The sequence below is a fragment of the Vibrio sp. Y58_MX_L22 genome (genome assembly GCF_024181865.1).
GTDB classification, from domain to species: domain Bacteria; phylum Pseudomonadota; class Gammaproteobacteria; order Enterobacterales; family Vibrionaceae; genus Vibrio; species Vibrio alginolyticus.
This window is the reverse complement of record NZ_JAMZAN010000004.1, coordinates 79,445-101,348: the sequence shown is the minus strand read 5'-3', so window position 1 is coordinate 101,348 and position 21,904 is coordinate 79,445. Positions and strand designations below refer to the sequence as shown.

The 21,904-nt window shown below is 44.5% G+C and carries 20 protein-coding genes; 4 read left to right on the top strand and 16 right to left on the bottom strand.

The window, feature by feature from the left end:
* Positions 1 to 17 precede the first annotated feature (17 nt).
* The 11 genes from tmk to yceD form a co-directional block, all read right to left on the bottom strand.
* Entirely contained in the window at positions 18 to 650 is a 633-nt protein-coding gene (gene tmk / locus NL626_RS11000; protein WP_005387350.1) for a dTMP kinase, read from the bottom strand.
* Positions 647 to 1,663, bottom strand: a complete 1,017-nt coding sequence (gene mltG / locus NL626_RS10995) for an endolytic transglycosylase MltG (protein ID WP_005387347.1) — start codon at positions 1,661 to 1,663, stop codon at positions 647 to 649. Before mltG ends, tmk begins: the two co-directional genes overlap by 4 nt.
* A complete protein-coding gene (gene pabC, locus NL626_RS10990) occupies positions 1,660 to 2,475 on the bottom strand; it encodes an aminodeoxychorismate lyase (RefSeq protein ID WP_253657342.1) in 816 nt (271 codons plus the stop codon). Before pabC ends, mltG begins: the two co-directional genes overlap by 4 nt.
* A 107-nt stretch (positions 2,476 to 2,582) precedes the next feature.
* Complete coding sequence (gene fabF, locus NL626_RS10985; RefSeq protein WP_005372948.1) at positions 2,583 to 3,833, bottom strand: beta-ketoacyl-ACP synthase II; 1,251 nt, start codon at positions 3,831 to 3,833, stop codon at positions 2,583 to 2,585.
* A 93-nt stretch (positions 3,834 to 3,926) separates the two neighbouring features.
* Positions 3,927 to 4,160 carry an acyl carrier protein gene (gene acpP / locus NL626_RS10980; protein ID WP_004406112.1) on the bottom strand — a complete coding sequence of 78 codons (234 nt, stop codon included), beginning with the start codon at positions 4,158 to 4,160 and terminating at the stop codon, positions 3,927 to 3,929.
* Positions 4,161 to 4,406: 246 nt separating this feature from the next.
* A complete protein-coding gene (gene fabG, locus NL626_RS10975) occupies positions 4,407 to 5,141 on the bottom strand; it encodes a 3-oxoacyl-ACP reductase FabG (RefSeq protein ID WP_031781117.1) in 735 nt (244 codons plus the stop codon).
* A 45-nt stretch (positions 5,142 to 5,186) separates the two neighbouring features.
* Positions 5,187 to 6,110, bottom strand: a complete 924-nt coding sequence (gene fabD, locus NL626_RS10970; RefSeq protein ID WP_005387313.1) for an ACP S-malonyltransferase — start codon at positions 6,108 to 6,110, stop codon at positions 5,187 to 5,189.
* Between the two features lie 75 nt (positions 6,111 to 6,185).
* Positions 6,186 to 7,136, bottom strand: coding sequence for a beta-ketoacyl-ACP synthase III (locus NL626_RS10965; protein ID WP_017821385.1), 951 nt, complete (start codon positions 7,134 to 7,136; stop codon positions 6,186 to 6,188).
* Between the two features lie 5 nt (positions 7,137 to 7,141).
* Complete coding sequence (gene plsX / locus NL626_RS10960) at positions 7,142 to 8,167, bottom strand: phosphate acyltransferase PlsX (RefSeq protein ID WP_017633846.1); 1,026 nt, start codon at positions 8,165 to 8,167, stop codon at positions 7,142 to 7,144.
* A gap of 10 nt (positions 8,168 to 8,177) precedes the next feature.
* The gene (gene rpmF / locus NL626_RS10955; RefSeq protein ID WP_005396978.1) at positions 8,178 to 8,348 is read right to left on the bottom strand and encodes a 50S ribosomal protein L32; all 171 of its coding nucleotides are present in this window, start codon (positions 8,346 to 8,348) and stop codon (positions 8,178 to 8,180) included.
* 59 nt (positions 8,349 to 8,407) lie between these two features.
* Positions 8,408 to 8,932 (bottom strand): 23S rRNA accumulation protein YceD, encoded by a 525-nt coding sequence (gene yceD, locus NL626_RS10950; protein WP_213901622.1) that lies wholly within the window; start codon positions 8,930 to 8,932, stop codon positions 8,408 to 8,410.
* Positions 8,933 to 9,081: 149 nt separating this feature from the next.
* Between yceD and NL626_RS10945 the strand changes: the two genes are divergently transcribed.
* The gene (locus tag NL626_RS10945) at positions 9,082 to 9,663 is read left to right on the top strand and encodes a nucleoside triphosphate pyrophosphatase (RefSeq protein ID WP_253657341.1); all 582 of its coding nucleotides are present in this window, start codon (positions 9,082 to 9,084) and stop codon (positions 9,661 to 9,663) included.
* 58 nt (positions 9,664 to 9,721) lie between these two features.
* Here NL626_RS10945 and rluC read toward each other — a convergent pair whose 3' ends face one another.
* Complete coding sequence (rluC, locus tag NL626_RS10940) at positions 9,722 to 10,666, bottom strand: 23S rRNA pseudouridine(955/2504/2580) synthase RluC (protein ID WP_021033985.1); 945 nt, start codon at positions 10,664 to 10,666, stop codon at positions 9,722 to 9,724.
* A gap of 639 nt (positions 10,667 to 11,305) precedes the next feature.
* Between rluC and rne the strand changes: the two genes are divergently transcribed.
* Both rne and NL626_RS10930 read left to right on the top strand, forming a co-directional pair.
* Positions 11,306 to 14,389: a ribonuclease E gene (gene rne, locus NL626_RS10935; protein ID WP_253657340.1), complete on the top strand. Its 3,084-nt coding sequence runs from the start codon at positions 11,306 to 11,308 to the stop codon at positions 14,387 to 14,389.
* A gap of 332 nt (positions 14,390 to 14,721) precedes the next feature.
* A complete protein-coding gene (locus NL626_RS10930; RefSeq protein ID WP_005380840.1) occupies positions 14,722 to 16,281 on the top strand; it encodes a SulP family inorganic anion transporter in 1,560 nt (519 codons plus the stop codon).
* Positions 16,282 to 16,341: 60 nt separating this feature from the next.
* On the opposite strand, the gene NL626_RS10925 is transcribed toward NL626_RS10930, so the two are convergent.
* Complete coding sequence (locus NL626_RS10925) at positions 16,342 to 16,791, bottom strand: low molecular weight protein-tyrosine-phosphatase (RefSeq protein WP_253657339.1); 450 nt, start codon at positions 16,789 to 16,791, stop codon at positions 16,342 to 16,344.
* Positions 16,792 to 16,908: 117 nt separating this feature from the next.
* Between NL626_RS10925 and cobO the strand changes: the two genes are divergently transcribed.
* Positions 16,909 to 17,514 (top strand): cob(I)yrinic acid a,c-diamide adenosyltransferase, encoded by a 606-nt coding sequence (gene cobO / locus NL626_RS10920; protein ID WP_005380837.1) that lies wholly within the window; start codon positions 16,909 to 16,911, stop codon positions 17,512 to 17,514.
* A gap of 62 nt (positions 17,515 to 17,576) precedes the next feature.
* Here the strand turns inward: cobO and NL626_RS10915 are convergent, their stop codons facing one another.
* From NL626_RS10915 to apbC, 3 genes are all read right to left on the bottom strand, one after another.
* The gene (locus NL626_RS10915) at positions 17,577 to 19,664 is read right to left on the bottom strand and encodes an AsmA family protein (protein WP_253657338.1); all 2,088 of its coding nucleotides are present in this window, start codon (positions 19,662 to 19,664) and stop codon (positions 17,577 to 17,579) included.
* A 187-nt stretch (positions 19,665 to 19,851) separates the two neighbouring features.
* Entirely contained in the window at positions 19,852 to 20,493 is a 642-nt protein-coding gene (gene udk / locus NL626_RS10910; protein ID WP_005380833.1) for a uridine kinase, read from the bottom strand.
* A gap of 180 nt (positions 20,494 to 20,673) precedes the next feature.
* A complete protein-coding gene (apbC, locus tag NL626_RS10905) occupies positions 20,674 to 21,750 on the bottom strand; it encodes an iron-sulfur cluster carrier protein ApbC (RefSeq protein ID WP_253657337.1) in 1,077 nt (358 codons plus the stop codon).
* Positions 21,751 to 21,904: the final 154 nt, after the last annotated feature.

The window sequence follows — 21,904 nt, the reverse complement described above, 5'->3', positions numbered from 1 at the left end:
CTAAATTTACGTTTCACTTATTGACGAGCTAGCCACTCGTTTAGAGCGTCCCGAATATCACGCGACACGCCTTCAATCGTCTGTTCTGCGTTAATGATAACGATGGAAGGATCGGCATGAGCAATCTCCAAATAACGCTCACGTGTACGCTCGAAGAAACTAATATCCATCTTCTCTATACGATCTAACTCACCACGCCCACGTGCACGCTCAAGCCCAACACGAGGGTCAATATCCATATAGAGAGTGAGAGCAGGTTTAAAATCACCAAGCGTTGTATCCCGGAGATTTTTCATTAACGATGCGTCAATCTGACGGCCACCACCTTGATAAGCTTGCGACGACATATCGTGTCGGTCACCAACCACCCACTGACCGTTTTCCAAAGCTGGTTTGATCACGTTCTCAACCAACTGAACACGTGCAGCGTACAGAAGAAGCAACTCCGTCATGTCCTTAAGTTCTTCGCCTTCGTGCTCTTCTTTCACCAGAGCGCGCATTTTTTCTGCTAGCGGTGTGCCTCCTGGCTCACGGGTATTTACGATATCCTCAATACCGGCCGCTTTTAGCGTATCTAAAACGGTTTTAATCGCAGTGCTTTTACCCGCGCCTTCTAGGCCTTCAACGACAATAAAGTTTGCTTTCATCATTTGTTCTTTCTTAGTTCTCTTAAATAGGCACGAACAGCACGGTTGTGCTCAGCAAGGGATTTCGAAAATACATGTCCGCCCTTTCCACTTGCTACAAAATATAAATAGTTGCTGCTTTCTGGATTCAAAGCCGCTTCAATGGAAGCTTTACCAGCCATCGCAATCGGTGTTGGTGGCAAACCATTGATGGTATAGGTGTTATATGGTGTCGGCGTACGCAAATCTTTCTTACGAATGTTGCCATCGTAGGCGTCACCCATACCATAAATAACTGTCGGATCAGTTTGTAACCGCATGCGTTTGTTCAATCGGTTGATAAACACAGAAGCGACGCGCTCACGCTCAGAATCAATAGCCGTCTCTTTCTCGATGATAGACGCGAGAATCAAGGCTTCATATTTGTCCTGTAATGGCAGCTTTTCTTGACGAGCTTCCCAGCTAGCATCCAGTATTTTATTGAGTTTTCGATGCGCTCGTTTTAATAACTGGCTTTCACTCGCACCCGCTGTGTAATGGTAGGTTTCTGCTAAAAACAACCCTTCTAGCTTTTCTCTCTCAATTCCGAGCTTCGCAGCCATTTCTTTTTCTGAAAGATCGGTTAAATCATGCTTTAAATAAGGAGCACTTTTTAGTTGATCTACCCATTCAGAAAAGCGGCTGCCTTCAACAAAAGTGATCGCAAACTGGTATTCTTTTCCAGTATTCAGATGCTCCAATGTTTGCGAAAGCGACATACCAGGCTCAAGTTGGTAAGTACCCGCTCGCACCTGCAACAATTCTGGATATAAGTGAGGAATTAAACGGATGTACTCCGATGTTTCAATCACCTCATCTTCAACTAAGGCGCGCATGACATGATGAAAGCTTGTACCACTTTCTACAGTAAACAGCTGAGGTTGTTCCAATAGAATAGGCTTTTCAACGTATTGTTTAGCCTGTGAAATTATATAAAAAACAGCTGCTGCGCCTATCACTGCGATCAGCACAACAAAAGCCAACAGTTTTTTAATCACGTAGTTAAATTCCCTTGCAGTCGTTGAGTCAATTTTCCTATCGGAAATATAGTCTTAGAGTTCGATGTCACTATGCTGCTAATAGGTGCGACACCTAATATTGAGTTACACATGAAAGCCTCGTCAGCACTCAGCAAATCTGGAAGTATAAAACGCCCCTCGATGACTTCAATATGACTTACTTTAAGTAACTCAAGCACCTTACAACGCATTACGCCCGTAACGCCTGATAAGGTCAGCTCCGGCGTAAATACTTTATTACCTTTAACCCAAAAAAGGTTGGCCATTGTAGTTTCAATGACATGGTTTTGCACATTTAACGTTATTGCATCTGCAAACTCTGTATTGTCGATTTCAGCCTTGGCGAGAATCTGCTCTAAACGGTTGTTATGCTTATGTCCAGCAAGTAAAGGTTGAATCCCTAGACGAGTATTACAAACGCCCAAGTCCACACCTTGTTCTTGCCAAGATGAATAATGAGAAGGAAACGCAAAATTGGAAATCGTCACGATAGGGCCTTCAATCCCATTAGGGCTATACCCTCGCCCACCAATACCGCGGCTAACGTGAATCTTCACCCCCGCTCGTGCGTCAGATAAAACCGCTTTGCTTGCCCAATCATGCACAACTTTCCAGTCAGGTGAAGAGATCTTCAAAGCGTCAAGGCAAGCACTCATGCGCTCAGTATGTTCTTGCCAGTAAACCAACTCTCCATTTTGGGTCAGGATGGTGGTAAAGCCTCCATCACCGTATTGGAATGAGCGATCACCTAGCTCTACATGCGTTTGCGGAACTCCATTTACCCAAAACATTCACGTACCTTCAAATTAGCAGACAACAAATAAAACAAAACGGCTCAATGCTAAGCATCGAGCCGTTAGAATACAAGTTTCGCTTATCTAAATTAGGTTAGATAGTGTTACTCAGCGAACTTCTTGAAGATCAAAGAACCGTTTGTACCACCAAAGCCAAACGAGTTACAGATAGCGTACTCCATACCTTCAACTTTGCGCGCTGTATGCGGCACAAGGTCGATGTCTAGACCTTCTTCTGGATCATCAAGGTTAATGGTTGGCGGAACAATTTGGTCAACCAAAGACATAACCGTGATAATTGCTTCAACAGAGCCAGCAGCACCTAATAGGTGACCCGTCATCGACTTAGTTGAAGACACAAGAACTTGCTTCGCACCTTCTTCACCAAGAGCACGTTTCACGCCTTTGATTTCTGCGACATCACCAGCTGGAGTAGAAGTACCGTGAGCATTCACATAACCTACTTGAGTACCTGTGATGTTAGCGTCACGCATCGCCGCTTCCATCGCAAGTGCACCACCAGAGCCGTCTTCGCTTGGAGATGTCATGTGGTAAGCATCACCAGACATACCAAAACCAACCAGTTCTGCGTAAATCTTCGCGCCACGTGCTTTTGCGTGTTCGTACTCTTCAAGCACCATCATGCCAGCACCATCACCTAGAACAAAACCATCACGGCCTTTATCCCATGGGCGAGACGCTTTTTGAGGCTCTTCATTACGAGTAGATAGCGCTTTAGCTGCACCAAAGCCAGCCATGCCAAGAGGCGTAGAAGCTTTTTCTGCACCACCAGCAACCATCGCATCTGCATCGCCGTAGGCAATCATACGTGCTGCATGGCCGATATTATGCAGGCCAGTAGTACATGCGGTAGAAATCGCGATATTTGGACCACGAAGACCACGCATGATAGATAGGTTACCTGCAACCATGTTTACAATGGTCGAAGGAACAAAAAATGGGCTAACTTTGCGAGGGCCTTTGTCTACTAATGCAGTATGGCCAGTTTCGATAAGGTCAAGACCGCCAATGCCTGAGCCGATAGCAACACCAACTCGAGCCGCATTTTCTTCGGTAATTTGTAAGCCAGAGTTATCAAGAGCTTGAATACCCGCTGCAATGCCGTACTGGATGAAAAGGTCCATCTTACGAGCATCTTTTTTAGACATGTACTCTGTGCAATCGAAATCTTTAACAAGACCTGCAAAACGAGTTGAGAAGTTCGTAGTATCAAAGTGCTCGATATTTACGATACCACTTTGACCTTCTAGCAGGGCTTTCCAAGATGATTCTACTGTGTTGCCTACCGGTGACAACATACCCATGCCAGTGACAACTACACGACGCTTGGACACGATATAATTCTCCGGGAATTGAATATTTCTATGAGAGGATAGAAGAAGTTAGAAAGAACACAGGCGGTCTAGGAGACCGCCTGGGAGAGCTAATTACTGAGCGCTGTTTACGTAGTCGATTGCAGCTTGAACAGTAGTGATCTTCTCAGCTTCTTCGTCAGGAATCTCAGTGTCGAATTCCTCTTCTAGAGCCATAACTAGTTCTACAGTGTCTAGAGAATCAGCACCTAGATCGTCAACGAAAGAAGCTTCGTTTTTAACTTCTGCTTCGTCTACACCTAGCTGTTCAACAATGATTTTCTTTACGCGTTCTTCGATGTTGCTCATTTTTCTTTTCCTTTACAGATTTCGCCTAATGCGATGATTCCGTAGTTTATTCGAACTATTGAAAGTTGCAAGGGGGTCCTTGCTGGTCAAACCACAAAATTAGCGAATTTAACCGAATTTCAATACATTTTTGACTTAAATCATGCACAAATCTTGCGCATAAGCATGACAAGTTCATGATAGTTAACTGCAACTATAGGCTATTTTTCACAATGTAAAATAGCTTATTTTGCATAAACTGTCGCATTAAACCATGTACATGCCACCATTTACATGCAAAGTTTCACCAGTAATGTACGCTGCTTCAGGAGAAGCAAGGAAAACTACTGCTGATGCAATTTCACGTGGGTCACCTAAACGACCTGCTGGCACGTTCGACAAAGTTGCCGCACGTTGGTCATCATTTAGCGCCTTAGTCATGTCAGTTTCGATGAAACCAGGAGCAACAGTGTTCACTGTTACACCACGAGACGCAACTTCACGAGCCATTGATTTAGTAAAACCAATCACGCCCGCTTTCGCTGCTGCGTAGTTAGTTTGACCAGCATTACCCATGGTACCAACAACAGAGCCTACGTTGATGATACGACCCGCACGTTTTTTCATCATACCGCGTAAAACCGCTTTAGACATGCGGTAGATAGGCGTTAGGTTGGTATCGATGATGTCGTTCCACTCATCATCTTTCATGCGCATCAATAGGTTGTCACGAGTAATACCAGCGTTATTCACCAGAATATCGATCACACCAAATTCTTCGTTGATCGTTTTTAATGTCGCTTCGATAGACTCGACATCAGTCACGTTAAGCGCTAAGCCTTTACCGTTATCACCAAGATACTCGCTGATAGCAGCCGCACCACTTTCAGAAGTAGCAGTACCGATAACCGTAGCACCTCGCTCGACAAGAAGTTCCGCGATCGCGCGGCCAATACCACGGCTTGCGCCGGTAACTAGCGCGATCTTACCTTCTAGATTCATCATGTTGTGTTTCCTTTTCTTATCGCAAATTTATCGCTTGATGGATTACTTCGCAGCGTCTAGCGATGCGATATCATTCACTGCTGCTGCAGTTAGCGTTTTCACGATACGTTTTGTTAGACCTGTTAAAACTTTACCAGGACCAAGCTCAAGAAGATTTTCTACGCCTTGTTCGTGCATCAGTTCAACTGTTTCAGTCCAACGAACTGGGCTATGTAGCTGACGAACAAGCGCATCTTTGATTTTTGCAGGATCTGTCTCAGCAACCACATCAACGTTGTTGATAACTGGCAGCTGTGGTGAGTTAAATTCGATAGACTCAAGAGCTACAGCAAGTTTTTCCGCTGCTGGCTTCATAAGTGCACAGTGTGAAGGTACTGAAACAGGAAGAGGAAGCGCACGCTTCGCACCAGCTTCTTTACATAGCGCACCAGCTCGCTCTACTGCGTCTTTGCTACCAGCGATAACGACTTGACCAGGCGAGTTAAAGTTTACTGGAGAGACCACTTCGCCTTGCGCTGCGTCTTCACACGCTTTTGCAATCGCATCATCAGCCAAACCGATAATCGCGTACATTGCGCCAGTACCAGCTGGTACTGCTTCTTGCATAAGTTGACCACGTAATTCAACCAGCTTGATGGCTTCTTTAAAGTCAATAACACCCGCACATACAAGTGCTGAGTACTCACCTAGGCTGTGACCGGCTAGGTTTGCTGGTTGCTCTAAGCCAAGTTCCTGCCATACACGCCAGATTGCAACAGATGAAGCTAGCAAAGCTGGTTGAGTACGGAAAGTCTCGTTTAAATCTTCTGCAGGTCCATTTTGAACAAGCGCCCATAGATCGTAACCTAGTGCGTCAGATGCTTCTGCAAATGTTTGTTTTACTACGTCATATTGTTCGCCTAGTTCTGCAAGCATACCTACAGCTTGAGAACCTTGACCTGGAAATACGATAGCAAACTTGCTCATGTTGTTTTCCTTTAAGCAAAGTAAAAAGAAATAAGATGCACCAAGTGCACCTTAAATTTTGAATTCTTGTGAAACTTAGAACTTCACAAGGGCCGAGCCCCAAGTGAATCCGCCGCCAAACGCTTCAAGAAGCAGAGTTTGACCGCGTTTAATACGACCATCACGTACCGCTTCATCTAGTGCTGTTGGCACAGTAGCAGCTGATGTGTTGCCGTGTTTATCAAGTGTAATCACGACTTGGTCTAGTGACATCGAAAGTTTCTTCGCTGTCGCTGAAATAATGCGGTAGTTCGCTTGGTGCGGCACTAGCCAGTCTAGTTCAGACTTATGCATGTTGTTGGCTTCAAGCGTATCTTTTACTAGTTTCGATAGCTGAGTGACAGCGACTTTGAATACTTCGTTCCCAGCCATATGAAGCCATTTATCCGCATCTTGCCCCCGCACAGGTACAGGTAGGCTTAGAAGCTCTCCGAATTGACCATCCGAGTATATGTGGGTAGAGATAATGCCAGGCTCTTGGCTAGCGCCTACGACAACGGCTCCGGCACCATCACCAAATAGGATGATGGTTGAACGGTCTGTCGGATCACACGTTTTAGACAAAGCATCTGAACCAATCACAAGTACGTTTTTGCACATACCAGATTTGATATGTTGGTCTGCAACAGATAATGCGTACACAAAACCAGAACAAGCAGCGGCTAAGTCAAAAGCTGGACAACCTTTAATGCCAAGCTTTGCCTGCACCTGACACGCAGATGAAGGGAAAGTATGGCTACTGCTCGTTGTGGCTACGATAATCAGGTCGATATCGTTTTTATCAATACCCGCCATATCGATAGCGTTTTCAGCTGCGTAGAATGCCATGTCTGCTACAGTTTCGTTTTCTGCAGCAATTCGACGCTCTTTAATACCCGTGCGAGCAACGATCCACTCATCACTTGTATCTACCATTTTCTCTAGATCTGCGTTTGTACGCACCTGAGATGGCAGGTAGCTGCCAGTACCTAAAATTTTGCTATACATGAAGACTAATAATGCCTCTCGAGTAAAACCGCTTCCAAACGATCGCTAATACGGCTTGGTACTTGTCGTTTGACCTCGTGTACTGCCTCGCCAAGTGCATTGACAATCGCAGATACATCCGCACTTCCATGGCTTTTTATGACAATGCCGCGCAATCCTAGCAAACTTGCGCCGTTATACTGGTCGGGGTTCAGTGTTTTTAGTTCATTAAACAGCCTAGAAAACAACTTTCTAGCTATCCAACCCTTTATCGTTGATGCCATTATGCTGGTTTTAATTTTTTCGATAAAAAGTTGAGCTGTTCCCTCACTGGCTTTTAAGCATACGTTGCCGACAAATCCATCACAAACAATGACGTCCGCAACATCATGCAAAATTTGATTACCTTCAATATAACCGACAAAGTTAATCGCATCGGTCTGAGAAAGCATTTCTGCGCAACGTTTGACTAAATCGTTACCTTTAATCTCTTCTGCGCCAATATTGAGTACAGCAACGCGAGGAGGACGACCCAAGTGTTCTTCAGCTAATGCACTGCCCATTACAGCAAATTGGAACAAGCTATCAGCATCGCACGATACATTCGCCCCCAGATCTAGCATCCAAGTACGCTTTCCGGTAATCGTCGGTAAAGCGGAAACTAAAGCAGGACGTTCAATGCCAGGAAGTAACTTAAGAATGAAACGCGATAGTGCCATTAATGCACCGGTGTTGCCACCACTAACACAAGCATCCGCTTTCTGCTCAGAAACCAAATCGATAGCCATACGCATAGAACTATTTTGGCTATTACGTAACGCCAATGAAGGTTTTTCTGAGTTCGAGATAACTTTCTCGCTGTGAAGAATAGTCAAGCGGGAACTGGTCGAGGTACCGAGTTGAGATAATTGAGACGTGATCAGAGATTGATCACCAATAAGAATCACTTTTAGCTCTGGGAAATGAGACAGTGCCTGCACGGCGGCAGGCACTGTTACGCGTGGACCGAAATCCCCGCCCATTGCATCAAGTGCAACGGTAATACTTTGCAAAGGTTCAACCTTACTTGTTGATAACCTTTTGACCACGGTAGTAACCTTCAGCAGTTACGTTGTGGCGTAGGTGAGTTTCACCAGAAGTCGCGTCTACAGATAGAGCAGCTGTAGTTAGCGCATCGTGTGAACGACGCATACCGCGCTTAGAACGAGTTTTACGGTTTTTCTGTACGGCCATTGACCCTACTCCTATACTATTGGGTTAAAAACCTGAAGAAGAATCGGCTACCACACCTATTACTTTTTCAGACTTTTCAAAACGTCGAATGGATTCGGTTTTTCTTCCTCAATTTCTTCAGGAATCTCACCAAAAACCATGTTATTTGAATCAACGCTACAATCCGCTTCATCGTGCATCGCAATTTGAGGTAATGCTAAGATGAACTCGTCTTCAACAAGTTGTATGAGGTCTAATTCACCATATTCATTTAGATCTACCAAATCATAAATTTCTGGTGCTTCCTGTTCTGTTTTCTCACCGTAGTAAGGAGTAGAAAGGAATTCAACTTCGCACTCATGTGCGAATACCTCATTACAACGCTGACACTCTAAATCGACTTCGATGTTAGCTTTACCAGAGACAACAACGAGTCGCTGTTCATCCATCCCAAATGACAATGAGACTTCTGCGTCGCGTTTTACGCCTTCAGTTGTTTCCACTAAGCGCTTGAAAAGACTAGCTTGGATGATGCCATCGTAATCCAATCGTTTCTGTGCAGCTTTAGCTGGGTCAACCGTTCGCGGTATTTTTACCTTTTGCATAGGGCGCGAATATTATCTTCCAAATCAAAATTAGTCAAAGAAAAAGGCAAAAAAGTTGTACTTTTTTACGCTTAACATACAGAGCATTAGCCAGAATCATTTTTGATCGATTATCCTATTGGAAATGCTCCCACGAATTGTAATTCAAAATGAAAAATTACCAACTGGTTTTAGCCTCAACCTCCCCTTTTCGTAAACAACTGCTTGAAAAGCTCTCACTACCATTCGTTTGTTTATCACCTGATTGCGATGAAACACCTTTTGACCAAGAAACGCCAACTGAACTTGTGCAGAGACTGGCCCAAGAGAAAGCAATATCTTGCCAGACGGATACAGCAAGTTTAGTTATCGGCAGTGACCAAGTTTGTGTCATTAATGGTGAAATCGTTGGCAAGCCTTTAAATAGAGATAACGCGATAAATCAACTTTTGGCTCAAAGTGGAAAAGTCATCACTTTCTATACTGGTCTTGCAGTACATAACACCGTCACAAACCATACAGAAGTCGGCTTTGATTCTTTCGAGGTGCACTTTAGAGATTTAACGCTTGAACAAATCGAACGCTACGTCGACAGGGAAGAACCTTTTTACTGCGCAGGCAGCTTTAAAGCCGAAGGCATGGGAGTTTGTTTGTTTACGAAATTAGTTGGTAAAGACCCGAACACACTTGTCGGACTACCATTGATTGATTTGATTGATATATTGCATGTTCAAGGACTCGATGTCCTTTAACCCAAATACGATAAAAGGGAGCCTGTGGCTCCCTTTTGCATCCGCGAGGAAAACATGGTTACGCGTTTCTTAAACCCGCCAACACTTTTTCTAGTTTCGGTTCCATCGGTGCGTTGATTTCCATCCACTCATCATTTGATGGGTGTTGGAACTTAATGTTTGCCGCGTGTAGGAACAAACGATCTAAACCAACTTGACCTGTATAAGCATCAAAGCGGCGATCACCGTAGCGATCATCCCAAGCGATTGGGTGACCAGTGTATTGCGTATGAACTCGGATTTGGTGAGTTCGACCAGTAATCGGACTCGCCTGAATCAATGTAGCTTGTTCGAACTTTTCCAAAATCTTAAAACGCGTTTCTGACGGCTTACCATTAGGGTTAACACGAACAATACTGTTCACTTCGTTTTTGAGCAGTGGCGCGTTCACAACCTTACAACTGCTTTTCCATTGCCCCATGACAAGAGCTAAGTAAAACTTCTTTACTGTCTTTTCACGAAACTGGGCTTGCAAGTGACGAAGTGCAGAACGCTTCTTAGCAACCAGCAAAATCCCTGAAGTATCACGGTCAATACGATGCACAAGTTCAAGAAAGCGAGCTTGAGGTCGCAGAGCCCTAAGCGCTTCAATCGCACCAAACTTTAAACCACTGCCACCATGCACAGCGGTGCCAGATGGTTTGTTTAGAATCAACATATGATCATCTTCGAAGATAATCATATTTTCCAACTCAGCGACTTTGTTAAGTTTCGTACTTGGTGCGACATCGTCATCTTTTTTCTCGACGGTCACCGGTGGAATACGAACGAGATCGCCTGCTTTTAACTTGTACTCTGCTTTTATACGCTTTTTATTTACGCGCACTTCGCCCTTACGCACAATTCGATAAATCATGCTTTTAGGAATGTCTTTTAATTGGTTGCGCAAAAAATTATCAATGCGCTGACCCGCCATATCTTCGTCAATGTCGACGAACTGGACTTTTGTTCTTATTTCGTTCATGAGCCGTATTGTAAACTCAATTTCGTGCGACTTCACATTATTCTTGTCGTAAAAGAAACACTCGGTGACACATACTGGTCTAAATTTCGCCAAGCTTTTGTTTAAATTATTAAAACTCTCAATCAAGTTCTCAATTTGTTTTCTGTCCTGAACAGTTTGCACATCTCAATTGCTTATGAAACAGCCAGTTATAAATTAGAAATTTTGAGTTTAGCGGCAAATTTTCTATCGTTTGCGTGAAAGCAGATTGCTGATAGCCACGCGCACTGCTATAGTTCACAGCTGCTAAGGAAGGTTTGGTTACATTTTATTCATTACCAATCATTTATCCTCAAGCAATGTGAGTAGATCGTTGAAGGTCGAGTGCAGCATTGGCGTGAGACACATCGAATTCAACACTCTTGCCACCCTACTCCTCGCATATTCACGTTGAGTACCTACCGCCCAAATAGCGGGTCACAAGTCTACGTTTCCAACAGAAACCACAAGAGGCTTGTGATGACTGAAGTGCCCGAGAGCATCCCCTTCCAGCCGGGAGGCTGCAAAATACAAGCCATGGGATCAGGCACCGTGAAAGAGCGAAAAAACAGTGGCAAGTCGACAAGAAAGATATAAAAGAAAAGACAACGAGAATTTTCAATGAAAAGAATGTTAATTAACGCAACTCAAAAAGAAGAGTTGCGTGTCGCTCTGGTTGATGGCCAGCGACTTTTCGATCTTGATATCGAGAGTCCAGGTCATGAATCTAAAAAAGCGAATATCTACAAAGGACGTATCACACGTATCGAACCAAGCTTAGAAGCCGCATTTGTTGATTACGGCGCCGAGCGTCACGGTTTCCTCCCTCTCAAAGAAATTGCCCGCGAATATTTCCCTGAAGGTTACACCTACCAAGGTCGTCCAAGCATCAAAGAAGTGCTAACGGAAGGCCAAGAAGTTATCGTTCAAGTGGAAAAAGAAGAACGAGGAAGCAAGGGCGCAGCTCTTACTACTTTCATTTCTCTTGCTGGTAGTTACCTTGTTCTGATGCCTAACAACCCTCGTGCTGGCGGTATTTCTCGTCGAATCGAAGGTGACGAGCGTACTCAACTAAAAGCCGCATTAAGTACTTTGGAACTGCCTCAGGGCATGGGCCTAATCGTACGTACTGCTGGCGTTGGCAAGAGTGCTGAAGAGCTTGAGTGGGATTTGAATGTACTACTTAACCACTGGGGTGCAATCAAAGGTGCAGCGGACTCTAACCCTGCTCCATTCTTAATCCACCAAGAAAGTAACGTTATCGTTCGTGCAATCCGTGACTATTTGCGTCGTGATATTGGCGAAATCTTAATTGATAGCAACACCATCTACGAACGTGCAAAAGAGCACATTCAATTGGTGCGCCCTGATTTCCTTAACCGCGTTAAGAAATATGAAGGCGAAGTTCCACTATTCAGCCACTACCAAATCGAAAGCCAAATTGAATCGGCTTTCCAACGTGAAGTGCGTCTGCCATCTGGTGGTTCTATTGTTATTGACCCGACTGAAGCACTAACGTCTATCGATATCAACTCTGCTCGTGCAACCAAGGGCGGCGATATTGAAGAAACAGCTCTAAACACGAACCTAGAAGCAGCCGACGAAATTGCTCGCCAATTGCGTCTACGTGACTTAGGTGGCTTAGTGGTTATCGACTTTATCGATATGACCCCAGTTCGTCACCAACGAGAAGTAGAAAACCGTCTACGTGAAGCCGTTCGCCTTGACCGCGCTCGTGTACAAATCGGTCGTATTTCTCGCTTTGGTTTGTTGGAGATGTCACGCCAGCGCTTGAGCCCTTCTCTTGCAGAAGCAAGCCATCACATCTGTCCTCGCTGTAGCGGAACTGGTGTCGTTCGCGACAACGAATCTCTAGCACTTTCTGTACTTCGTTTAATTGAAGAGGAAGCGCTAAAAGACAATACAGCACAAGTACTTGCAGTCGTACCTGTGCCAATCGCCTCTTACTTATTGAACGAAAAACGTCGTTCAGTAAACCATATCGAACGCATTCAAGAAGTGAAAATTACGGTTGTTCCTAACTCTGATATGGAAACACCGCACTTTGAAGTTATCCGTGTTCGTGAAGGCGAAGAGTTCGATCTGATTTCTTACTTACTTCCTAAGAAACTGGAAGCAATGAAAGAAGCAGAAGGTAAAGAGCCAGCGGAAGTTGACGTAAAACCAAAACGAATTGAAGAGCCAGTTCTTAAAGGCTTTGCTGCTCCGTCTCAAACCGCACCTGCACCAGCAGCTAAACCAGCTCCTGAGGCGAAGAAGAAAGAACAAAACGTTGAACAAGAAGAGAAACCTGGATTGTTCAGCCGTCTGTTTAAAGCACTTGGTAGCTTCCTATTCGGTGGTTCTGAAGAAACAAAAGAAGAACAGAAACCTCAGGAAGAGAAAAAACCAAATCGCGATAATCGACGTAATAAGCGTGATCGCAACGATCGTCGTCGCAATAACAACCAGCGCGATAATCGTGATAATCGTGATAATCGTGATAACCGCGACAATCGCGATAACCGACGTCGTCGTAAGCCTCGTGATGAGCAAGCGAATGAGCAAAACGAAGCTCAACAACAAACCAATAAACAGCAAAACCGCAACCAAAAGCGTAAGCCTAAAGCTCAACAAGCAGACAAAGCCCAAGAGCAAAAAGCAAATGCAAAAGTAGCGGAAAAAGGCCTGCAGCTAGCGGCGGAAGCTCGAACTGAAACAAAACCAGAAGAGAGCAAACCAAAGCAACAAAACGCGAAAGCAGAAAAAGTGAAGGAGCGTCGCCAACGTCGCAAACTGAACAAGTCTGTACGCGTTAAAGACCAAGAAGCGGTTGAGAAGAAAGCAGAAGAAACGGCGGTTAAGACTCAAGAAACGGTTGAAACCAAAGTTGAGAAGCCAACAGAAGCAGCGGTAGAAGCACAACAAGACAACAAGCAAGCAGAGTCTAAGCAACGTCGTAACCGTCGTTCGCCACGTCACCTGCGTGCAAGCGGCCAACGCCGTCGCCGTGGCCGCGATCGCCGTCCTAACCCGTTCCGCCTGCGTAAAGGTGGTGTAGCTTCTCCTGAGATGGCTATGGGTAAAGTAATGCCACGCTACATTCCGAAACCAGCACCTAAGAAAGAAGAGCAAGTTAAGGAAGAAACAGTAGCAGCAGTACCTACAATGCAAGGTGGTTTTGCTTGTCCAGAGATGGCTATGGGTAAAGTGATTATTCGCCGCGAGCAACCTGTTGTAACGGAAGCGCCAGTTGTTGAATCAAAGATTCAAGAAACAGTTGAAGCGAAAGTGGAAGCTCCAGTAGTAGAAGCACCTGTTGTGGAAGCAGTAATCGCAGAAAAAACTGAATCGGCAGTAGTAGAAACAGCTTCGGTAGAGCCTATCGTTGAAACTCCTGCGACTGAACCGGTTGATGCCATTGTAGAAACGGCACCTGCTGAAGAGCCTGTGGTTGAAGCAGCAAAAGAGATTGCAGCCGAAGCGCCAGTAGCTAAATCAGAGCCTAAAGTCGAAGCCATTAAAGTTGCGGCTAAGCTAAACGCTAGCGCACCGATGACGAAAGCACCTGGCCCTCAAGAGCTACGCGAAATCACGGTTGCAGCAGCACCGTTCAAAACCGAACGTTACCAAGCTAAAGGTGCGGGTAGCCAAGTGGCTAAAAACCGCGCATCAGCAGAGATGACAAAGCCTAACTTTAACTAGGCTAAATCATTACGTTCAACGGCTTAACGGCATAAATAAATTAAAGGCTACCATCTGGTAGCCTTTTTTATCTTCATATTTGCCCAATAAATTGTTCATATAAATACCAATTCGTGATCACATTTGTACGCCATTATTCGTATCATTCTTGAACTTAATCACACTTTTCGGTAGCATGCGCCGACTCAAGTTTTCGACACCATTCTGATGCTGCTCTTTTAATACTACGGTTTACACTGCAATGTTTGATTAGAAATCAACCACTCAGTGGCTTGTGCAAATACGAATATGTGTCGGGTTTAACTCATTGCAAAGAGAACTTAAAAACAAACATGTTCGAATTTCCCCAATTTTCTAAGCACTCCGTAAAAAATGATGTGCTATCAGGCTTAACCGTTGCGCTAGCATTGGTTCCTGAAGCTGTCGCATTTGCGTTCGTCGCAGGCGTAGATCCGATGGTCGGTCTTTACGCTGCATTCATCGTTGGTCTTATTACTTCCATTTTCGGTGGTCGTCCCGGCATGATCTCTGGTGCAACAGGTGCCATGGCAGTCGTAATGGTTTCGCTTGTCGCGACTCACGGTGTCCAGTACCTATTCGCAGCCATCATGCTCGCTGGTATACTTCAAATTGCCGCTGGTATGTTTAAATTGGGTAAGTTCATCCGTATCGTGCCTCACCCTGTGATGATTGGTTTTGTGAACGGTCTGGCTATTGTTATCTTCCTAGCTCAGTTGGGTCAGTTTAAAGCGCCAGATATCAACGGCATGCTTACTTGGCTACCACAAGACCAAATGCTACTAATGCTTGGTTTGGTTGCGCTAACTATGGCAATCATTCACTTTCTACCAAAAATCACAACGGCTGTACCCTCTTCACTTGTTGCAATCGTAACGGTGACTGCTTTAGTGGTTGGTTTGGATCTGGAAACTCGCACTGTTGTTGACTTCCTGCGTACAATGTCTGGTGATGAAGCGGCAACACTCGCAGGTTCACTGCCGACCTTCTCTATTCCGGCGGTGCCATTTACGCTAGAAACTCTACAAATCATTCTTCCATACGCGATCATTCTAGCGGCCATTGGTCTAATTGAATCTCTGCTAACGCTGACAGTTTTAGATGAGATGACGAACACTCGTGGTCAATCTAACCGCGAATGTATCGGTCAAGGTATGGCAAACATGACGTGTTCTGTGTTTGGCGCAATGGGTGGTTGTGCGATGATTGGTCAGTCGATGATCAACGTAAACTCAGGTGGTCGCGGCCGTCTATCTGGTATCGTTGCGGCTATCGCTCTATTGATGTTTATCTTATTCGCTTCTTCGCTAATTGAAATGATCCCACTCGCTGCTCTGGTTGGTGTGATGTTCATGGTTGTCATTGGTACATTCGAATGGGCAACATTTAAGCTAGCACGCCGCGTACCGAAGCAAGACTTCTTCGTTATTGTTCTTGTGACCGTTGTTACTGTTCTTACTGACCTTGCTGTTGCCGTAGCGGTTGGTGTTATCGTTTCTGCATTAATGTTTGCATGGCAACACGCTAAGCACATCTATGCCGACACGTGCTTAAACGAGGAAGGTTCAAAAGAGTACAAGATTCACGGCCCTATTTTCTTTGGCTCTGCGGCTAACTTCCTGGAGTTGTTTAACGCGCCTGAAGATCCAAAAGATGTGATTGTCGATTTTGCAGACTCTCGCGTGACTGATCACTCTGCAATTGAAGCCATTGAAACACTGGCTGAGCGTTACAATGCTCAAGGTAAAACGCTACACCTTCGTCACCTAAGCCCAGATTGTCGTAAACTTTTGGACAAAGCTGGCAGCTTGGTTGAAATTAACGTGAAGGAAGACCCAAGCTACAAAGTCGCAACCGACATACTAGCGGGTTAACACGAATAAAAAGGGATGAGCTGAGCTCATCCCTTTTTCTATTGTCTTCAAGCACGGTGATTATAGCTTCTTCAAAATTGCGTCTGATGCCTCTTCGATTAAATCAAGCACCAGTTCAAAGCCATCTTCCCCACCATAATATGGGTCCGGGACTTCGTCGTAAACTGACTCAGAATGACTTAAAAATAACGATACTTTGTGTCGATACTTCAACGGACAAATATCCAATAAATCGGCCAAATTTGCTTTATCTGCGGCTAATATAAGGTCAAACTTTTCAAAGTCATCAATGGTGACTTGGCGCGCTTGCATTCCTTTAAAAGAATAACCTCGCTGCTTTCCTGTTGCCATCGCTCTTGAATCCGGTCGGTTTCCTGCGTGGTAGCCAATTGTACCTGCCGACTCAACCTCTACTTCAACGCCTAGCTTTTGAGCTTTCGCTCTTAACACTGCCTCTCCAGTTGGTGACCGACAAATGTTTCCCATACAAACAACAAGTATTTTCTTCATTTTATTCCCTGAATTATCGGTGGTTTTTCTTCACGATATGTTGGTCTATCATAGCGAGATAAATCAATGAACCCAAATTAGCTTGGGCACAGCACGAAAAGGAATTGAGGAAGTATTATGTCTATCGAAGAAAATAAAGAAGCACGCCATAAAGCTCGCCAACAAAAAGTCAAAGAACAGGTAGACGCAAAAATCGCTGCTGCTCAAGAGGAAAAAGGTCTGCTACTGATCATTACCGGAAATGGTAAAGGTAAATCGACATCAGGATTCGGTACGATCGCACGCGCAGTGGGTCATGGTTTGAATTGTGCTGTCGCGCAGTTTATTAAAGGTACTTGGGACAACGGTGAGCGCAACCTACTTGAGAAACTCGGCGTTGAATTCCAAGTAATGGCAACCGGCTTTACGTGGGAAACTCAAAACAAAGCCGCTGATACCGAAGCAGCGCAAGGCGTATGGCAAGAATGTAAGCGCATGCTGCAAGACGACTCTATCGATGTCATCTTGTTTGACGAGCTAACTTATATGGTGAGCTACGGCTACATCGACTTAGACGAAGTGGTCGAAGCACTGAGCAACAGACCTAAAATGCAGTCGGTTATTATTACTGGGCGTGGCGCACATCGAACCCTGATTGAAATGGCCGATACCGTTTCTGAAGTGAAAAATGTAAAGCACGCATTTGAATCTGGCGTAAAAGCCCTCAAAGGCGTCGATTGGTAACACTCGCAGAGTAATTTAAAAAGGGTTGGCAAAATGCCAACCCTTTTGATTTTCACGCACGGTTAGTTGAAAAGATTCTTCAATAAACCATCGACCGCATCTTTGGTTTTCTCGTCTTTGATTTTGTCCGTTAGCTTCTCCACGCCACGATCGATTTCTTTTTGAGCTTTCTGCTTCAGAACATCATCGAATACGAGCTTGAATTTAGGATCTGCCCACTTACCAGACACATTGATTGGAATCGTGATGTCTTTCAGCTCATCTATATCTTTACCGCCCTGGCCTTCTAGGCTGCCTACAACTGACGTGCTGATAGTAAAGTCGACTGTTTCATTGATGTAGTTTGCGGTACCTTTACCACGAACACGTAACAATGGAGACTGAGCTTGCATATTATCCGTTGATACGACACCTTTATTGAGTTTCAATGTCGCCGTCATCGCACTGAAGTCTGTTTTCTTAGCTTCATTGGTGCCTTCAACTTTTTGCCCTTTAAATTTCGCATAGTTTTCACGAATCAACTGAGCAACGTTGATGCCATTCACCGCACCGTCAGCAAAATTGATAACAACCGTACCAGATAGATTCTTCTTGATACCGGTAGGCGTTAGACTCTTACCTGTAACATTCACATCAATGTTACCTGTCCCTTCAAGTTTGTCGTTCTCAGCAACGTCTATAAGTAGCGGTTGAACTTTCACGCCTTTGATTGACTTTTTAACGCTGTAAGTCGCTGGTGATTGGCGGGCATCTAACTTCGCTGTCGCTGAGATTGAGCCTTGGTACAACTTCGAACTAAATGATGTAAGCTCAAACACGCCACGATTTACAGTGAAGCTCGTTTTTACCGCTTCCATCTTCGCATTTGCCGCTTTGAATTTGTCGATGGTAATGTCACCCTTTACATCTAACGCTTTCAACGCAGACAAATCAGGCTCAACCTCAGGTCCGGCAGGAGCACTCTCGCCACCAGAAGCAGGCTTATTACCTTCGGCAGCTTGCTTATCTAACCCTAAGAACTCATCAAGATCGATATTGGGGCTATGGAGAGCAAAGCGTACTTTAGGAATATCACCGAGTGTCACATCTGCCTTACCATCTAGGGCGATAGCATTCGCTGTTAACTTCTCTAGAACAAAACTCAGATGGTTTTTCGTTAGGTCGAAAGACAGATCAGACACCATGTCGACTTTCATCGGGGACTGAGGTAAGGCATCACCCTCAAAAGTCGATTTAAGAGTTAACTTATCCAACTGTACTTTGCTGATAGCCTTGTCCACGCTAAGTTGACCAGCACCCTGCATATCTAACTTCATACCACCAGCGTCACCCTTAATGGCATAAGTCAGGTTATTTACTTTATCGAATTCAAACGTGTCTAAACCGATCGTTGCCGATTCAATTTTATTGGCAGGGTCAGAGTATGTCGCATCAAAGTTGATGTTCTTTAGCGCGTAGTTTGCCAAACCTTTTTCTAGCTTAAAGTCTGCCTGACCTTTCGCGGTGAACTTTTGGTCGTTCATTTCGCCCTTCACGCCAAAATCAGCCGTTGTCCAGTTGTCAAAAGCGAATTCGGAAAGGTTTAATGAAATATCATAAAGTTTGGTGTAACTACCGGCTTGCTTATCCTGCATTTCTAATGAACCGTTAGAAACCGTAACGCCAGCAAGATTAATACTCCAATCAGAACCAGAAGTTTGCGTTTCACCATTTTGCGTAGGCGCAGCATTGTTCTCTTGTTCTGCTTGTTGTGTTTGGGCTTTCGTCAATGCATCAATATTCTTGCTGCCATCTTTCTTGGTTTCAATGTAGAACTCAGCACCATCAAGCGTGACGTTTCCAATTTCAAGCTGTTGACTAAAAAGTGGCATAACAGAGATGTCTACACCAACGGTATCAACTTTGAATAAATTGGGTTTACTAAAGCCTTGTGGGTTTCGCAATTCTGTATGTCCCAACTCAAAGCCAATTGATGGGAAAAATTGCCAACTGATATCCCCTTCAATCACCAACTCTAATCCCGTTTGCTTTTGCGCTTGCTCAACAATAAGGGGTTTAAACTGATTCGGATTGACGAAGATGGTTAACGCTAAAATTGCGACCAAAATGACCACAATCGGTATTGCTAGAATTAAGAGCAGTTTCTTCATTTGTTTTTCCTTGCTCGAGTGTTTTTACAATTATAAGCGCAGACTCCATTTGCCGCTGACAGTTCCACAAAGCGTGAAAAGTGTCTGGTTTTAACCTGCAACTGACTAATTTAAAAACAAAAAAAGAAGTGGCACTTAAGGTGCCACTTCTTCTCCTAAAAATAAAGCGATATAGCCGTCTATAGGCTTAAGCTTTCAAAAGTCTTGCAATGTGAGCTTTTAATACATCAATTGCGATACGGTTTTTACCACCGCGAGGAACAATAATGTCCGCATATTGCTTAGAAGGTTCGATAAACTGCATGAACATCGGACGTACTGTTTGTTGGTATTGCTTAAGAACAGACTCCATAGTTCGGCCTCGCTCTTCCACATCACGCTTAACACGGCGAAGCAAGCAAATATCTAACGGTGTGTCCATAAATACTGTCGCATGCATCAAATCACGAAGACGAGGGTCTGTAAGAAGAAGGATACCTTCTAGAATGATCACCTTTTTAGGTGTCATTGTGGTGGTGTTAATTGTTCTTGTGTGCTCAGTGTAGCTGTACTCAGGCACTTCTACTGCTTCACCACGTACCAATTTTTCTAGGTGCTCACACAGTAGGTCGTGGTCCAACGCACTCGGGTGATCGTAGTTCGTCTTTACTCGCTCTTCCATGCTTAGGTGGCTTTGGTCGTTGTAGTAGCAATCTTCCGTGATGACACCGATTTGATGATCGCCTACTTTCGCGCGAAGCTCATTATAAATAGTGCTCGCGATCAGACTTTTTCCAGAAGCAGAAGCGCCAGCAATACCTACGATGACGCATTGATTATTATCAGACATTAGTTTGCACCCGATGATGATTTCTAGTCACATAAAAAGATAAACTGCCTGATTATAGGGAGTTCACCCCATAGTTACTAGTTGGAATTAGGGTTTAGTCATAAGTTTCTGCCTGCTCAGAGGATTAACCTCCGAGCAAACGTTAAAATGTGCAATTATCAACCAACAGGCATAGTAAACTTAGTTCACCATTGTAAAGCTAATCGCATCTGGTTTTGCTTTGCCTTGCCAAAACATCGTGCTACATACGCGATCGGCAAGTTGCTTATAATACCCTGCATGCTCACTTTCTGGGCGTCTTGCTACCGTTGGCACGCCAGCGTCAATATCTTCTCTCATAGAGATATGAAGCGGAATTTGTCCTAACAATGCTAAGCCAAATTCTTGCGACATTTTTTCAGCTCCGCCCATACCAAAAATATGCTCTTTCGCGCCACATTGACTACAAATGTGATAACTCATGTTTTCCACAACACCAATAACCGGGACATGGACTTTGTTAAACATTGCCGCTCCCTTCCTTGCATCGGCAAGGGCTAAATCTTGCGGTGTTGTGACTAGCACGCTACCTGTTACCGGAATTTGTTGTGACAGAGTCAATTGAATATCCCCCGTACCTGGCGGCATATCAATCACCAAATAATCCAAATCTGGCCAATCTGTTTCAGTTAATAACTGCGACAACGCTTTTGAAGCCATTGGACCGCGCCATATCGCCGCTTCTGATTTATCCACCAAATAACCGATAGAATGAGTATAGATGCCGTGAGCAAAAATGGGTTTCATCCACTTGCCATCACGAACTTCTGGTTTAGCATCTTCTTGCCCCAACATCATAGGTACGGACGGACCATAGATATCAGCATCCAACAATCCCACTTTCGCCCCAGATTGAGCAATTGCCAACGCTAAGTTAACTGCGGTAGTAGATTTACCAACGCCACCTTTCGCAGAACTGACGGCAATGATGTTCTTAACACCCTTAACCGAGTTAGCCACTTGAGTTTCTAAAGCTTTAACTCCAAGGCGAATATTAAATGGGAATTCAGCCACTTTACCCGAGGCTTGCTGCTGTTTGATCCAGTCATGCAGTACGGTTTGAAGCTCATTACTTGCGAATGGCAACGTTATATCAATAGAACCCTGTGTCGTAATCGAAATTGCGCCATGAATATCTGCCCAGTTTTCCACCAACTGTGGATGTTGGAATTGGTTAAACCAGTGACAAAAATCTTGTTTTGAAGTGAACTGATGCATAAGCCCTCCTTTTAGATGTCATGCTACCACCGTCCAGGCTCAACCAGAACCCCAAAAAAACTAAGGCATTCCGCAGTTTGACACCTTGGAGTTAGTCAGTTCATGGGGTAGTATTATCCATCAAAATTTATTTATACCTATCAAGAAAAGCGAA